Below are 14,488 nucleotides of genomic sequence, written 5' to 3' on the forward strand. Positions count from 1 at the left end.
CCGACATGAAACGACTGATCAGCAGCTGTGTTCTTGCACTCAGCGGTACCGCTTTCTTGAGCGCCAGCGTCGTGGCGGCCGAACCCGCCTCGTGCCAGAACGTGCGCATGGGCGTGGTCAACTGGACCGACGTGATCGCTACCAGTGCCATGACCCAGGTCCTGCTCGACGGCCTCGGCTACAACACCAAACAAACCAGCGCCTCCCAGCAAATCATCTTCGCCGGGATCCGCGATCAGCGGCTGGACCTGTTCCTCGGCTACTGGAACCCGTTGATGACCCAGACCATCACGCCGTTCGTTGACGCCAATCAGGTCAAAGTCCTTGAGGCGCCAAGCCTGAAAGACGCCCGCGCCACCCTCGCCGTGCCGACTTATCTGGCCGACAAGGGCCTGAAAACCTTCTCCGACATCGCCAAGTTCGAAAAAGAACTGGGCGGCAAGATCTACGGCATCGAGCCAGGTTCGGGCGCCAATACGCAGATCAAGGCAATGATCGCCAAGAACCAGTTCGGCCTCGGTAAATTCCAGCTGGTTGAATCCAGCGAAGCCGGGATGCTCGCCGCCGTTGACCGCGCCGTGCGCCGCAAAGAGGCCGTGGTGTTCTTCGGCTGGGCGCCGCACCCGATGAACGTCAACGTACAGATGACGTATCTGACCGGCAGCGACGACGCCCTCGGCCCGAACGAAGGCATGGCCACCGTGTGGACCGTCACTGCGCCGAAGTACGCCGAGCAGTGCCCGAACATCGGTCGCCTGCTGACCAACCTGACGTTCACCGCCGAAGACGAGAGCCGGATGATGCAACCGCTGCTCGACCACAAGGACGCTTTCGAATCGGCCAGGCAATGGCTCAAGGATCACCCCGAAGACAAGCAGCGCTGGCTCGAAGGTGTGACCACGTTCGATGGCAAACCGGCCGCTGAAAACCTCCAGCTGACCAGTAAATAACCCCGACTGAAAGCCCCTCTCCCAGATGGGAGAGGCGCCTGAACCACGCTTCGCAGCCCCGAAAGGGCTGCGGACAGACCCATCACGCCTGAAGGAAACCGCACCATGAACCACGACGTCATCATCACCTGCGCACTCACCGGTGCTGGCGACACGACCGCCAAAAGCCCGCACGTGCCGGTCACCCCGAAACAGATCGCCGCTGCCGCCGTAGAAGCGGCCAAGGCCGGCGCCACCGTGGTGCACTGCCATGTGCGCGATCCACAGACCGGCAAGTTCAGCCGTGACGTGGCGCTGTACCGCGAAGTGATGGAGCGCATCCGCGAGGCCGACGTCGACATCATCGTCAACCTCACTGCCGGCATGGGCGGCGATCTGGAGATCGGCGCTGGCGAGAACCCGATGGAGTTTGGCCCGAACACCGATCTGGTCGGCCCGCTGACCCGTCTCGCCCACGTTGAAGAGTTGCTGCCGGAAATCTGCACCCTCGATTGCGGCACGCTGAACTTCGGCGACGGCGACACCATTTACGTTTCGACGCCTGCGCAACTGCGTGCCGGCGCCAAGCGCATCACCGAGCTGGGGGTGAAGGCCGAGTTGGAGATTTTCGACACCGGTCACCTGTGGTTCGCCAAGCAGATGATCAAGGAAGGCCTGCTCGACAACCCGCTGTTCCAGCTGTGCCTGGGCATCCCGTGGGGCGCCCCGGCGGACACCACAACCATGAAAGCCATGGTCGATAACCTGCCGGCCGACGCGGTGTGGGCCGGGTTCGGCATTGGCCGCATGCAGATGCCGATGGCCGCGCAAGCGGTGCTGCTCGGCGGCAACGTGCGGGTCGGTCTGGAAGACAACCTGTGGCTGGACAAAGGCGTGCTGGCGACCAACGGCCAACTGGTCGAACGCGCCAGCGAGATCCTCAGCCGCCTCGGCGCCCGGGTGCTGACCCCGGCGGAAGGTCGCAAGAAAATGGGCCTGACCCAGCGCGGTTAACCCTCAGCTCAAAAAATGGGGCTCTGACTGCCCCCCAAATTTCACCTGTAGGAGCTGCCGAAGGCTGCGATCTTTTGATTTTGTTTTTCAAGATCAAGATCAAAAGATCGCAGCCTTCGGCAGCTCCTACAGGGATTACCTTCCACGGGAAAATTCCTATGAGCTTTATCACCGAAATCAAAACCTTCGCCGCGCTGGGCAGCGGTGTCATCGGCAGCGGTTGGGTAGCTCGCGCCCTCGCCCATGGCCTGGATGTGATCGCCTGGGACCCAGCACCCGGCGCCGAAGCGGCGCTGCGTAAACGCGTAGCCAATGCCTGGGGCGCACTGGAGAAAAACGGTCTGGCGCCGGGCGCGTCGCAGGATCGTCTGCGCTTTGTTGCGACCATCGAAGAATGCGTGCGCGACGCCGACTTCATTCAGGAAAGCGCCCCGGAACGTCTCGAGTTGAAGCTCGATCTACACAGCAAAATCAGCGCAGCGGCCAAGCCTAATGCGTTGATCGGTTCGAGTACCTCGGGCCTGTTGCCGAGCGAGTTCTACGAGAGCTCAACGCACCCTGAACGCTGCGTGGTCGGCCACCCGTTCAACCCGGTTTATCTGCTGCCGCTGGTCGAAGTCGTGGGTGGCAAGAACACCGCACCCGAGGCCGTTCAGGCCGCGATGAAAGTCTACGAATCCCTCGGCATGCGTCCGCTGCATGTGCGCAAGGAAGTGCCCGGTTTCATCGCCGACCGTTTGCTCGAAGCGCTATGGCGTGAGGCGCTGCACCTGGTCAACGATGGCGTAGCGACCACTGGCGAGATCGACGACGCGATCCGCTTTGGCGCCGGCCTGCGCTGGTCGTTCATGGGCACATTCCTGACCTACACCCTGGCCGGTGGTGATGCCGGCATGCGTCACTTCATGTCGCAGTTCGGCCCGGCGTTGCAGTTGCCGTGGACCTATCTGCCGGCGCCAGAACTGACCGACAAGCTGATTGACGATGTGGTCGATGGCACCAGTGATCAGCTCGGTCGGCACAGCATTTCGGCGCTGGAGCGCTATCGTGATGATTGCCTGCTGGCGGTGCTTGAGGCGGTGAAAACCACCAAAGAAAAACATGGCATGGCGTTCAGCGAGTAATCACAAACCCTGTGGCGAGGGAGCTTGCTCCCGCTCGGCCGCGAAGCGGTCGTAAAACCAGCGAGTACGCCCTGACTGACACACCACGTTCAGAGGTTTCGGGACTGCTGCGCAGTCCAGCGGGAGCAAGCTCCCTCGCCACAAATATGTCCACCGCCAGCGATCTGTGGAGTTCCCTGATGCCTACCCTCACCACTTACCAAACCACCATCATCCCCGACTGGGTCGACTACAACGGCCATCTGCGTGACGCCTTCTACCTGCTGATTTTCAGCTACGCCACCGATGCCCTGATGGACCGCCTCGGCATGGACAGCAACAACCGCGAAGCCAGCGGCCACTCGCTGTTCACCCTCGAACTGCACCTCAATTATCTGCACGAAGTGAAGCTCGACACCGAGGTCGAAGTGCACACGCAAATCATCGGCCACGACAGCAAACGCCTGCACCTCTATCACAGCCTGCACAAGGTCGGTGGCGAGCAGGAACTGGCCGGCAACGAACAGATGCTGCTGCACGTCGACCTCGCCGGGCCGCGTTCGGCGCCGTTCAGCCCGGACACCCTGGGCCGTCTGCAAAGCATCGTCGCCGAACAGCAAGACCTGCCCGCTCCCGCTTACATCGGCCGCGTTATCGCACTGCCACCCGCCCGGTAATCCATCGATCTACAGGAACCCGCCATGCACACCGCTGCCGCTGTTGCCGACTTCCGTACTTATCCGTTGATCAGCGCGCTCGCTGGCGTGCAGACCCTGGCGGATCGCGTTGCCGTTGAATGGGCTGACGGTCGCGTCAGCCCGTTTCACCACGTCTGGTTGCGGGATAACTGCCCGTGCCCGCAGTGCGTCTACAACGTTACCCGCGAGCAGGTGCTCGAGATTGTCGATGCCGCTGAAGACCTCAAGCCTGCCGCCGCCCAAATCGACACCGACGGCTGTTTGCGCATCGACTGGCAGGACGGCCACCTCAGCCGTTTCGATCCGGGCTGGCTGCGCGCTCATGCCTATGACGATGAATCCCGCGCCGAACGCCTGGCCGGCAAGCCCAAGCCTTATCTGTGGCGCAGCGATCTGCAATTGCCGGTGTTCGAATACGCGGCACTGATGAACGACAACGCCGCACTGCTGCAATGGCTGCTCGCCGTACGCGACATCGGCCTGACGCAAGTGCGCGGTGTGCCCACCGAACCCGGTTCGCTGAAACTCATCGCCCAACGCATTTCCTTTATTCGCGAAAGCAACTTCGGTGTGCTGTTCAACGTGCAATCCAAAGCCGATGCCGACAGTAATGCCTACACCGCTTTCAACCTGCCGCTGCACACCGATCTGCCCACTCGCGAGCTGCAACCGGGGCTGCAATTTCTGCATTGCCTGGTGAATGACGCTGAGGGTGGCGAGAGCATTTTTGTCGATGGCTTTGCGATTGCCGATGCGCTGCGCAGTGAAGACCCGGCATCGTTTCAGGCGCTGTGTGAAATCCCCGTAGAGTTTCGCAACAAGGATCGCCACAGCGACTATCGCTGCCTGGCGCCGATCATTGCTTTGGATGCTTTGGGGCGCGTGACGGAGATTCGCATGGCGAACTTTCTGCGCGGGGCGTTTGATACGTCGGTTGCGCAGATGCCACGGTTGTATCAGGCGTATCGGCGCTTTATCGCGATGACCCGCGAGCCACGGTTTCGGCTGATGCAGCGGCTTAATTCCGGTGAGCTGTGGTGCTTTGATAACCGCCGCACGTTGCACGCGCGCAATGCGTTTGATCCGGCCACCGGGGCGCGGCATTTTCAGGGCTGTTATGTCGACCGGGATGAGTTGTTGTCGCGGATTCTGGTGTTGCAGCGCTAGACCATTCAAAGCAAAAAGATCGCAGCCTTCGGCAGCTCCTACATTGGAATGCGTTTTCCTGTAGGAGCTGCCGAAGGCTGCGATCTTTTGCCTTTCACAAAATGAAAAAAGCCCCGATACAAGCCGTGACAGGATCGGGGCAGAGGGTACTGTTGAGGAGCTGCCAAGCGAGGGTGACCAAACCTTCGTGTTGCAAGCTGAGCTCAGTGTGCCCACTCCCTGCAGCGGCGAGTTAGCCGAAAACGACCTGTTCATAGCCGTCGCAGCCACTGCGACAAATCGCCCTTGCCGTGCCCCGGCATGGCTACCAGAATCGAGCCACGACCTCCGTTATTGAAGAAGGATGCGCGTCATGATGTATGCCGATTTGATCGATCAGGAAGATTTGTTGGGCCAGCTCAAGGCGTTGGGTATTCAAGTACCCAGTGGCACTACCGCCGATCAGGCTTGCGAGTGCGCGGTGCGTGGTCTGGATAATGTTCGCGCGTTTGAACTGCGCAAGATGGTCAAGGACATGTACACCAGCGGTGCCAGTATCCAGCCGGCGGTGCGTCAGGCGATCGACAAACAATTACTGCCGGCATTGGCGGACTATCAGCAAAGCCATAGCGCCTGACAGCAGATCAAAAGATCGCAGCCTTCGGCAGCTCCTACATTGGAACGCATATCCCTGTAGGAGCTGCCGCAGGCTGCGATCTTTTGCCTTACAGCCTTACGCTGGCAAACGTCGACTCATTACGCGCCTGACTCAACGCCGACATCGGCCCCGACAGCGGCGACATCACAATCGCCTGCGGCAGCGGCAACATCGCCACTTGTTGAGTGGTGTTGGAGCCAACACGCTCGTCACGCGGCGGAATGCCGAAGTATTCGCGGTAGCACTTGGAGAAGTGCGGTGTCGAGACGAAACCACACACCGACGCCACTTCGATGATCGACATCGGCGTCTGCTTGAGCAGCTGCCGGGCGCGGATCAGGCGCAGCTTCAAGTAGTAACGCGACGGCGAGCAGTGCAGGTATTTCTGGAACAGCCGCTCCAGCTGTCGACGCGACACGGCGACGTACACCGCCAGTTCATCAAGATCGATTGGCTCTTCGAGGTTGGCTTCCATCAGCGCCACGATTTCCTGCAGCTTCGGCTGGTTGGTGCCGAGCATGTGCTTGAGCGGCACGCGCTGGTGATCCTGCTCGTTACGGATGCGTTCGTAGACAAACATCTCCGAGATCGCGGCGGACAGTTCACGGCCGTGATCGCGGCTGATCAGGTGCAGCATCATGTCCAGTGGCGCGGTGCCGCCGGAGCTGGTGAAACGGTTGCGGTCGAGGGTGAACAGGCGCGTGCTCATGGCCACGCGCGGGAAGGCTTCCTGCATCGCTGCCAGACATTCCCAGTGCACGCTGCAATCGAAACCGTCGAGCAGGCCGGCGCAGGCCAGAGCCCAACTGCCGGTGCACACAGCGCCAAGACGCTTGGACTGGCGTGCCTGGCTTTGCAGCCATGAAACGTGTTCACGGGTGACCGTGCGCTGAATGCCGATACCGCCGCAGACGATCACGGTGTCCAGCGGTGGCGCTTTGTGCATGGAGGCGTCTGGCGTGATTTGCAGACCGTCACTGGCCCACACCTGGCCGCCATCGACGGTGAGGGTGCTCCAGCGATACAGCTCGCGACCGGACAATTGGTTGGCCATGCGCAGGGGTTCTACTGCGGACGCCAGAGAAATCAGCGTGAAATTGTCCAGCAGCAAAAAGCCAATGGATTGAGGCGCACGGTTCTGGGGTTGGGCCCCGGAGTTGAACGACGTCATCGCGGTATCTCCTCACACAAAGCGGGTGATGGCCTCAGGCGGAGGCTCTTGTTATTGCCAGCGTTCTCGCGTGGGAGACGGGCTTTGTTATGACAGAGCAATTGCCATGCCTAAAATTGGATGGCCGTTCAATAACTCCTGAAAACGACGTCGCGACGTGTCTATACGAGACGTCCGACGAAAGGTATTTCGAAGTGCCATCAGCGTGGGTGAAAGCCCTGCCCCGCAGCGTGTGAGCAAATCGGTAGCACTTGTGGGAACTGGCCTGCGCGCAGTTTGTGGGGAGTGTAAACGCAGGCACGGGTGACGGACGGTAGGGGGTGCTGAAGGCATGTAACAGGTGGGAAAGACTCTTATCTGTTTGCGACGCGCTAAAAGGTGGCGTGATTTACTGTCTGTGTTCACTTGGTGAGCAGTTTTGACTGGTCTGGCCCCTTCGCGAGCAGGCTCGCTCCCACAGTAGACTTCCAGTGAACACAAAATGTGTGAACGCCAGGGTCCAATGTGGGAGCGAGCCTGCTCGCGAAGAGCACACCTCGGTGTCACTGATTCAGCACTCAACCGCGCTGACTGCTAACCCGCCCCGCGATGTCTCTTTATATTTGTCATGCATATCGGCACCGGTATCACGCATGGTGCGGATCACCCGGTCCAGCGAAATAAAGTGTTGTCCATCCCCACGCAACGCCATCTGCGCCGCGTTGATCGCCTTCACCGCGGCAATCGCATTGCGCTCAATGCACGGCACCTGCACCAGGCCACCGACCGGATCGCAAGTCAGCCCGAGGTTATGCTCCAGGCCAATCTCCGCCGCGTTGCACAATTGCTCAGGCGTAGCGCCAAGAATCTCCGCCAGCCCCGCCGCTGCCATCGCGCACGCCGAGCCGACTTCGCCCTGGCAACCCACTTCGGCACCCGAGATCGAAGCATTCTTTTTGCACAGAATCCCTACCGCCGCCGCACCGAGGAAGTAATCGACCACGTTGGCGTCAGTCACCGCTTCGCTGAACTTCATAAAGTAGTGCAACACCGCCGGAATGATCCCCGCCGCGCCATTGGTCGGCGCCGTGACCATGCGCCCGCCCGCCGCGTTTTCTTCATTAACCGCCAGGGCGAACAGGTTGACCCACTCCATCGCGCTCAACGTCGAGCCGATCACATTGGGCTTGCCCAACTCCTGAAGACTGCGATGCAACTTCGCCGCGCGCCGACGCACATTCAGTCCGCCGGGCAGGATGCCTTCGTGCTTGAGGCCCTGCTCGACGCAATCCTGCATCGCCCGCCACAGTTTCATCAGCCCGGCGCGGATTTCTTCCTCGCTGCGCCAGACCTTTTCGTTGGCCATCATCAATTCGGCGACGCGCAGATTGTTGCGTTTGCACAGCTCCAGCAGCTCGACCGCGCTGGAAAAGTCATAGGGCAATTCAGTGCGATCCAGATCGACCACACCGCTGGAGGCCTGTGCCTGATCCACGACAAAACCGCCACCCACCGAATAGTAGGTGTCGCGATGCAGTTCGCCGTGATCGCCCTCCGCAACAATCGTCATGGCATTGGGGTGGAACGGCAGGTTCTCGTCGATCAGGCGCATGTCCCGTGCCCAGACAAACGGCACCGACAAACGACCATCCAATAGCAGGGTATGCGTTTCGCGCAACGCCTGAATGCGCGGGCCGATCTGCGACGGGTCGATTGCGTCCGGCCATTCGCCCATCAGCCCCATGATCACCGCGTTGTCGCTGCCGTGACCAATGCCTGTAGCCGACAGCGATCCGAACAATTGCACTTCTATACGGCGCACTTGTTCCAACGGGTGTTTGGCCCGAAGCGACTCGACGAACAACGCCGCGGCGCGCATAGGTCCGACGGTGTGGGAACTGGAAGGGCCGATGCCGATTTTGAACAGGTCGAAAACGCTGATAGCCATTGCTGCAGAGCTCCTGAGGATGCCAATCCGGGGCGTGAAGCGCCCGCTGGCGGAGCTGCTACGCTCAAGCTGCGATCCGCCGGAATGCCCGCATCATCAGGCTTTTGTCGGGACGCACGGCGTCTGACACCGACGCACTCATGTCCACCAGCGCCGCGCCGTTTTCACCCCGGTTTTTCGCCGTTTTTGTGCGGTTCAGGTGGCCATTCGGGGCTGAAAAAAGCTGTAAGCGACGTCACTGACACTGGATGCGACCATCCCTGTACTGGATACGACCCCCCCTGTAGGCGTCAGATTTTCACTGGTACATGATCGTTATGACTCGATTGCAAGGCGCCGTGGTAGAGCTGTCTCCAGAACGCCATCCAACCGCAACCTATAAGTGCGGTGGTCCACAGTCGGAACACTGCCAAAAAAAACACCAAGGAGTCCATCCATGAAAGGTTCCCCGTCGTTGTTGTTGGCCGCCATGCTGAGTCTGCCGTTACTGGCGCAAGCTGCAGAACCGGCACAGTGCAGTACCGTTAACTTCTCCGATGTCGGCTGGACCGACATCACCGCTACCACCGCTACCACCTCTGTTGTGCTCAACGCCCTCGGCTACAAGACCAAGACCACCATGATCTCCGTGCCCGTGACCTACAAGTCGCTGGCCGACGGCAAGAACATGGACGTGTTCCTCGGCAACTGGATGCCGACCATGGAAAACGACATCAAGGCCTACCGCGACGCCGGCACCGTGGAAACCGTGCGCACCAACCTCAAGGGCGCCAAGTACACACTCGCCGTGCCGCAAGCGCTGTATGACAAAGGTCTGCATGACTTCGCCGACATCGCCAAATTCAAGAAAGAACTCGACGGCAAGATCTACGGTATCGAGCCTGGCAACGACGGCAACCGTCTGATTCAGAGCATGATCGACAAGGACGCCTTCGGCCTGAAAACCGCCGGTTTCAAAGTCGTCGAATCGTCGGAAGCGGGCATGCTCTCGCAGGTGGATCGCGCGCAAAAACGCGACACTGCCGTGGTTTTCCTCGGCTGGGCGCCACACCCGATGAACAAGCGCTTCAAGATTCAATACCTGACCGGCGGCGATGATTTCTTCGGCCCCGATTTCGGTGCTGCGACCGTGGCGACCAACACCCGCAAGGGTTACGCCGAGGAATGCAGCAACGTCGGTCAGTTGCTGAAGAACCTGGAGTTCACCGTCGACATGGAAAGCGAGCTGATGGGCAACATCCTCGACGACAAGATGAAGCCTGACGCGGCCGCCAAGGCCTGGCTGAAAAAGAATCCACAAGTGCTCGATACCTGGCTCGCTGGCGTGACCACCATTGACGGTAAACCTGGCCTGGAGGCCGTGAAAGCCAAACTCCAGTAATCGCTTATGCCGGGTGGGCTCGCCCACCCGGGCTGTTTATTTCCTTGCATGCGGACGTTCACTACCATGCTGATTGATCAGAAAATACCTTTAGGCCAGTACATCGCGGGCTTCGTTGAATGGTTGACGCAACACGGCGCCAATACCTTCGACGCAATCGCCGTGACCCTGGAAACGATGATCCACGGCGTGACGTTCGCGCTGACCTGGTTCAACCCACTGGTCTTGATTGGCCTGATCGCCCTGCTCGCGCACTTGATCCAGCGCAAATGGGGACTGACCGCTTTCGTTATCGCTTCCTTCCTGCTGATCCTCAATCTGGGGTACTGGCAGGAGACCATGGAAACCCTCGCCCAGGTCATGTTCGCGACCCTGGTCTGCGTGGTCATCGGCGTGCCGCTGGGCATCGTCGCCGCGCACAAACCGATGTTCTACACTGTAATGCGTCCGGTACTCGATCTGATGCAGACCGTACCGACCTTCGTTTACCTCATTCCTACCCTGACCCTCTTCGGGCTGGGTGTGGTCCCGGGCCTGATCTCCACGGTGGTGTTCGCCATCGCTGCGCCGATCCGCCTGACCTACCTGGGCATCCGCGATGTCCCGCAAGAACTGATGGACGCCGGCAAGGCCTTCGGCTGCTCGCGTCGCCAATTACTCTCACGGATCGAACTGCCTCACGCCATGCCGAGCATCGCCGCCGGCATCACCCAGTGCATCATGCTGTCGTTGTCGATGGTGGTGATCGCCGCACTGGTAGGCGCCGACGGACTCGGCAAACCGGTGGTCAACGCACTGAACACTGCTGATATCGCCCTGGGCTTCGAAGCGGGCTTGGCGATCGTACTGCTGGCGATCATGCTCGACCGTATCTGCAAACAACCCGACGCCAAAGTAGGGGGTGACGCATGAGCATAATTCGCTTCGAAGACGTCGACGTAATCTTCTCCAAAGATCCACGCGAGGCACTCAAGCTGCTGGATCAGGGCATGACCCGCAACGAGATTCTGAAAAAGACCGGACAGATTGTCGGTGTGGAAAAAGCCTCGCTGGACATCAACAAAGGCGAGATCTGCGTGCTGATGGGCCTGTCGGGTTCCGGCAAGTCGAGCCTGCTGCGCTGCATCAACGGCCTCAACACCGTGAGCCGCGGCAAGCTGTTCGTCGAGCATGAAAACCGTCAGATCGACATCGCCTCCTGCACCCCCGCCGAGCTGAAAATGATGCGCACCAAACGCATCGCCATGGTGTTCCAGAAGTTCGCCCTGATGCCGTGGCTGACGGTGCGCGAGAACATCAGTTTCGGTCTGGAAATGCAGGGTCGACCGGAGAAGGAACGCAAGAAGCTGGTCGATGAAAAGCTCGAACTGGTTGGCCTGACCCAATGGCGCAACAAGAAGCCTGACGAACTCTCCGGCGGCATGCAGCAACGTGTCGGTCTGGCGCGGGCGCTGGCGATGGACGCCGATATTCTGTTGATGGACGAACCGTTCTCGGCCCTCGACCCGCTGATCCGTCAGGGCTTGCAGGATGAACTGCTGGAACTGCAACGCAAGTTGAGCAAGACCATCGTGTTCGTGAGCCACGACCTTGATGAAGCGCTGAAACTCGGTAGCCGCATCGCGATCATGAAAGACGGCCGGATCATCCAGTACAGCGTGCCGGAAGAGATCGTGCTGAACCCGGCGGACGACTATGTGCGCACCTTCGTCGCGCACACCAATCCGCTCAACGTGCTCTGCGGACGCAGCCTGATGCGCACCCTGGACAAGTGCAAACGCATCAACGGTTCGGTGTGCCTCGATCCGGGCGGCGATTCGTGGCTGGATCTGGCCGAAGGCAACACCATCAAAGGCGCACGGCAGAATGGTTCAGTGTTGAACCTGCAGAACTGGGCGCCCGGGCAAGCGGTGGAAGGCCTGGAGCGCAAGCCAACGCTGGTGGATTCGAATATCGGGATGCGCGATGCGCTACAGATTCGTTATCAGACCGGCAACAAGCTGGTGCTGCACGATGACAATCATGTGGTGGGGATCTTGGGCGACAGTGAGTTGTATCACGCGTTGCTGGGCAAGAACCTGGGGTAAACACCGCAGACACAAAAACGCCGCGAGAGGATCGCGGCGTTTTTGTTAGTGCAGATATCGAGCTGTAAACAAAGAACCTGTGGCGAGGGAGCTTGCTCCCGCTGGGCTGCGAAGCAGCCCCAAACCAGACACCGCGGTGATTCAGACAGAACGCGTTATCCGGATTTACGACTGCTTCGCAGCCCAGCGGGAGCAAGCTCCCTCACCACAATGGTTCAGCGGTGCAGCTGACTGCACCGCTGAATCTCAAGGTTTAGCTGTACACCCGGCCAAGGAGCTGCCGATGGCTTTCAAACTGATCGAGCACATCCCGCGTGATCTGATCCTGCGTGAAGCCCATCAGGTCGTAATCCTGGCTGCCGTTGTGCAGGTACACCTCGGCGCGGTAGTAACGCTGGCGCGCTTCATCGGACTGCGCCGATTCGGTCGGGGTCGCCAGATAGCCGTCCAGGCTGACTTCGTAGACGAAAGGGTTACCCTCTTCCATCTCGACACGTACGCCCATGCAACGCTTGGATTTACCCAACAGCGTCTGCACTTCCAGGCCCTGTGCACGCATTTGTGCGGCAGCGTCTTCCAGCGCCGGGCTGACTTGCTTGTCCATGAAACGCTGCACCACCGATTGGCTCGGTTGCAGATCCAGTTGCGTCAAACGCTCGCTGAAACCACGACGACCGCGCTCAGCCAGTTGCGCCTGCTCCTGTTCGATCTGCACGTCCTGGCGCATGGCCTTGTGCAGGCCAAACATGAAGAACACCAACACCACCGAGAACGGCAGGCCGGCCAGCACGACCATGGTTTGCATGGCTTCGAAGTTACCGGCAAACAGCAGACCGATGGTCACCAGGGTGATCACCACCGACCAGAAGATCCGCAACCAGTGCGGCGCATCCTCATCGACGTTGCCGCCCTTGCAGGACAGATTCGCCATCATTACCGCGCCAGAGTCGGCCGGGGTCAGGAACAGCACGAAACCGACAAAGATCGACACACCGATGACGACTTTCGACGCCGGGTAGTGTTCAAGCAACTGATAAATCGCCATCGACGGCTGTTCCAGCGCCGTCTTGCCCAACTCAACCGCCCCCTGGTTCATCACCAGATCCAGTGCCGAGTTACCGAAGATCGACAGCCAGGCCAAGGTGAAGCCCAGCGGAATCAACAGCACGCCTGCCACCAGTTCACGCACGGTGCGGCCACGGGAAATACGCGCGATGAACATGCCAACGAATGGCGCCCAGGAAATCCACCAGGCCCAGTAGAACAGGGTCCACAGGCCCAACCAGCGGTCGGACTTGGCGTTGTCGCCTTCATAGACATAGAGGTCGAAAGTCTTCAACACCACGCCGTTGAGGTAGTCGCCGATGTTCTGCACGAAGCCGTTGAGCAGGTGCAAAGTCGGGCCGAACAGCAGCACGAAAATCAGCAGACCGCTGAACAGCACGATGTTCAGGTTGGACAGACGACGGATGCCGTTTTCCACGCCGGACACGGCAGCGATGGTCGCCACGGTGCTCATCACGATGATCACGATCAAAAGGTTAGTGTTGCTGTGTTCCATGCCGAACAGGTTTTCCAGGCCCGACGACACTTGCAGCGAGCCGATCCCCAGGTTGGTCACCAGACCCAGCAGGGTCACGAACATGCCGAAACCGTCCACCGCATGACCGGCCGCGCCTTTGACCCAACGCTCGCCGACCAGTGGATACAGCGCCGAACGCAGGGCCAGCGGCTGGTTATGACGGTAAGCGAAGTAAGCCACAGCCAGACCGACCAATGCGTAGATCGCCCAGCCATGCAGGCCCCAGTGCAGGAAGGTCAGTTGCACCGCCTGACGCGCGGCCAGGTTGGTGGCCGCTGCGCCTTCCGGCGGATTGAAGTAGTGGTCCAGTGGCTCGGACGCGCCGAAGTACAGCAGCGAAATACCGATACCCGACGAGAACAGCATTCCCGCCCAGGCGCCGTAACTGAAATCCGGGGTGTCGTCCTTGCTGCCCAGTTTGAGTTTGCCGTACGAGGAAAACGCCAGGCCCACCACAAACACCAGGTAAGCGGCGATCACCACCATGTAGTACCAGCCGAAGCTGCGCGACAACCAGGCCTGAGCGATACCCAACAGTCTGCCGGCCTCTTGCGGGGCGATAATCAGAATGGCGGTCAACAACAGAATCAGCGCGGTAGAGGTGTAAAACACCCAACCGTTGACCGTCACCTTCTCGGGCGGGGTCTTTATAAGCGAGGCAGAACTCATGGCACAAATGCTCCAGGCAGTGCGAGAGAAGAACACAAGGCAACACGGAACCCGACCAATCGGTTAGTTGGCAGCCGACCGGCGGGTGATATAAAGACACCCCGAAAAAAGCCCGAACCTGCC

At 60.0% G+C, this 14,488-nt stretch carries 12 protein-coding genes; 9 read left to right on the forward strand and 3 right to left on the reverse strand.

Features of this window, described 5'->3' with window-relative positions; genetic code table 11:
• The first annotated feature begins 5 nt into the window (after positions 1–5).
• From BK670_RS26305 to BK670_RS26340, 6 genes are all read left to right on the forward strand, one after another.
• On the forward strand, positions 6–950 hold the full coding sequence (locus BK670_RS26305; RefSeq protein ID WP_123454172.1) for a choline ABC transporter substrate-binding protein: 945 nt from the start codon (positions 6–8) through the stop codon (positions 948–950).
• 105 nt (positions 951–1,055) lie between these two features.
• Entirely contained in the window at positions 1,056–1,943 is an 888-nt protein-coding gene (gene cdhC, locus BK670_RS26310; protein WP_123454174.1) for a 3-dehydrocarnitine:acetyl-CoA trimethylamine transferase CdhC, read from the forward strand.
• A 158-nt stretch (positions 1,944–2,101) separates the two neighbouring features.
• Positions 2,102–3,067, forward strand: coding sequence for an L-carnitine dehydrogenase (locus BK670_RS26320; protein ID WP_123454176.1), 966 nt, complete (start codon positions 2,102–2,104; stop codon positions 3,065–3,067).
• A gap of 179 nt (positions 3,068–3,246) precedes the next feature.
• A complete protein-coding gene (locus tag BK670_RS26325; protein ID WP_123455118.1) occupies positions 3,247–3,723 on the forward strand; it encodes a thioesterase family protein in 477 nt (158 codons plus the stop codon).
• A gap of 24 nt (positions 3,724–3,747) precedes the next feature.
• Entirely contained in the window at positions 3,748–4,911 is a 1,164-nt protein-coding gene (locus BK670_RS26330; RefSeq protein WP_123454178.1) for a gamma-butyrobetaine dioxygenase, read from the forward strand.
• A gap of 352 nt (positions 4,912–5,263) precedes the next feature.
• The gene (locus tag BK670_RS26340; protein ID WP_016983943.1) at positions 5,264–5,527 is read left to right on the forward strand and encodes a hypothetical protein; all 264 of its coding nucleotides are present in this window, start codon (positions 5,264–5,266) and stop codon (positions 5,525–5,527) included.
• An 88-nt stretch (positions 5,528–5,615) separates the two neighbouring features.
• On the opposite strand, the gene gbdR is transcribed toward BK670_RS26340, so the two are convergent.
• The gene (gbdR, locus tag BK670_RS26345) at positions 5,616–6,719 is read right to left on the reverse strand and encodes a choline metabolism transcriptional regulator GbdR (RefSeq protein WP_007949927.1); all 1,104 of its coding nucleotides are present in this window, start codon (positions 6,717–6,719) and stop codon (positions 5,616–5,618) included.
• A 550-nt stretch (positions 6,720–7,269) separates the two neighbouring features.
• Positions 7,270–8,646 carry an L-serine ammonia-lyase gene (locus BK670_RS26350; protein ID WP_123454180.1) on the reverse strand — a complete coding sequence of 459 codons (1,377 nt, stop codon included), beginning with the start codon at positions 8,644–8,646 and terminating at the stop codon, positions 7,270–7,272.
• A 436-nt stretch (positions 8,647–9,082) separates the two neighbouring features.
• On the opposite strand from BK670_RS26350, the gene BK670_RS26355 reads away from it, so the two are divergent.
• From BK670_RS26355 to choV, 3 genes are all read left to right on the forward strand, one after another.
• Positions 9,083–10,027 (forward strand): choline ABC transporter substrate-binding protein, encoded by a 945-nt coding sequence (locus tag BK670_RS26355; protein WP_007918300.1) that lies wholly within the window; start codon positions 9,083–9,085, stop codon positions 10,025–10,027.
• 66 nt (positions 10,028–10,093) lie between these two features.
• Positions 10,094–10,939, forward strand: a complete 846-nt coding sequence (gene choW, locus BK670_RS26360; protein ID WP_016983941.1) for a choline ABC transporter permease subunit — start codon at positions 10,094–10,096, stop codon at positions 10,937–10,939.
• Positions 10,936–12,114, forward strand: coding sequence for a choline ABC transporter ATP-binding protein (choV, locus tag BK670_RS26365; RefSeq protein ID WP_007918297.1), 1,179 nt, complete (start codon positions 10,936–10,938; stop codon positions 12,112–12,114). Before choW ends, choV begins: the two co-directional genes overlap by 4 nt.
• Before the next feature lie 253 nt (positions 12,115–12,367).
• Here the strand turns inward: choV and betT are convergent, their stop codons facing one another.
• A complete protein-coding gene (gene betT / locus BK670_RS26370) occupies positions 12,368–14,365 on the reverse strand; it encodes a choline BCCT transporter BetT (RefSeq protein WP_123454182.1) in 1,998 nt (665 codons plus the stop codon).
• Positions 14,366–14,488 lie beyond the last annotated feature (123 nt).

The sequence above is a fragment of the Pseudomonas fluorescens genome (assembly GCF_003732425.1).
Taxonomy (GTDB): Bacteria; Pseudomonadota; Gammaproteobacteria; order Pseudomonadales; family Pseudomonadaceae; genus Aquipseudomonas; species Aquipseudomonas fluorescens_BE.

Bases quoted from the DNA above. Each gene is read 5' to 3' on its own strand.
- BK670_RS26320 (WP_123454176.1), top strand. From the start codon at position 2,102: ATGAGCTTTATCACCGAAATCAAAACCTTCGCCGCGCTGGGCAGCGGT.
- BK670_RS26350 (WP_123454180.1), bottom strand. From the start codon at position 8,646: ATGGCTATCAGCGTTTTCGACCTGTTCAAAATCGGCATCGGCCCTTCC.
- BK670_RS26330 (WP_123454178.1), top strand. From the start codon at position 3,748: ATGCACACCGCTGCCGCTGTTGCCGACTTCCGTACTTATCCGTTGATC.
- BK670_RS26305 (WP_123454172.1), top strand. From the start codon at position 6: ATGAAACGACTGATCAGCAGCTGTGTTCTTGCACTCAGCGGTACCGCT.
- choV (WP_007918297.1), top strand. From the start codon at position 10,936: ATGAGCATAATTCGCTTCGAAGACGTCGACGTAATCTTCTCCAAAGAT.
- betT (WP_123454182.1), bottom strand. From the start codon at position 14,365: ATGAGTTCTGCCTCGCTTATAAAGACCCCGCCCGAGAAGGTGACGGTC.
- cdhC (WP_123454174.1), top strand. From the start codon at position 1,056: ATGAACCACGACGTCATCATCACCTGCGCACTCACCGGTGCTGGCGAC.
- BK670_RS26325 (WP_123455118.1), top strand. From the start codon at position 3,247: ATGCCTACCCTCACCACTTACCAAACCACCATCATCCCCGACTGGGTC.
- BK670_RS26355 (WP_007918300.1), top strand. From the start codon at position 9,083: ATGAAAGGTTCCCCGTCGTTGTTGTTGGCCGCCATGCTGAGTCTGCCG.
- gbdR (WP_007949927.1), bottom strand. From the start codon at position 6,719: ATGACGTCGTTCAACTCCGGGGCCCAACCCCAGAACCGTGCGCCTCAA.
- BK670_RS26340 (WP_016983943.1), top strand. From the start codon at position 5,264: ATGATGTATGCCGATTTGATCGATCAGGAAGATTTGTTGGGCCAGCTC.
- choW (WP_016983941.1), top strand. From the start codon at position 10,094: ATGCTGATTGATCAGAAAATACCTTTAGGCCAGTACATCGCGGGCTTC.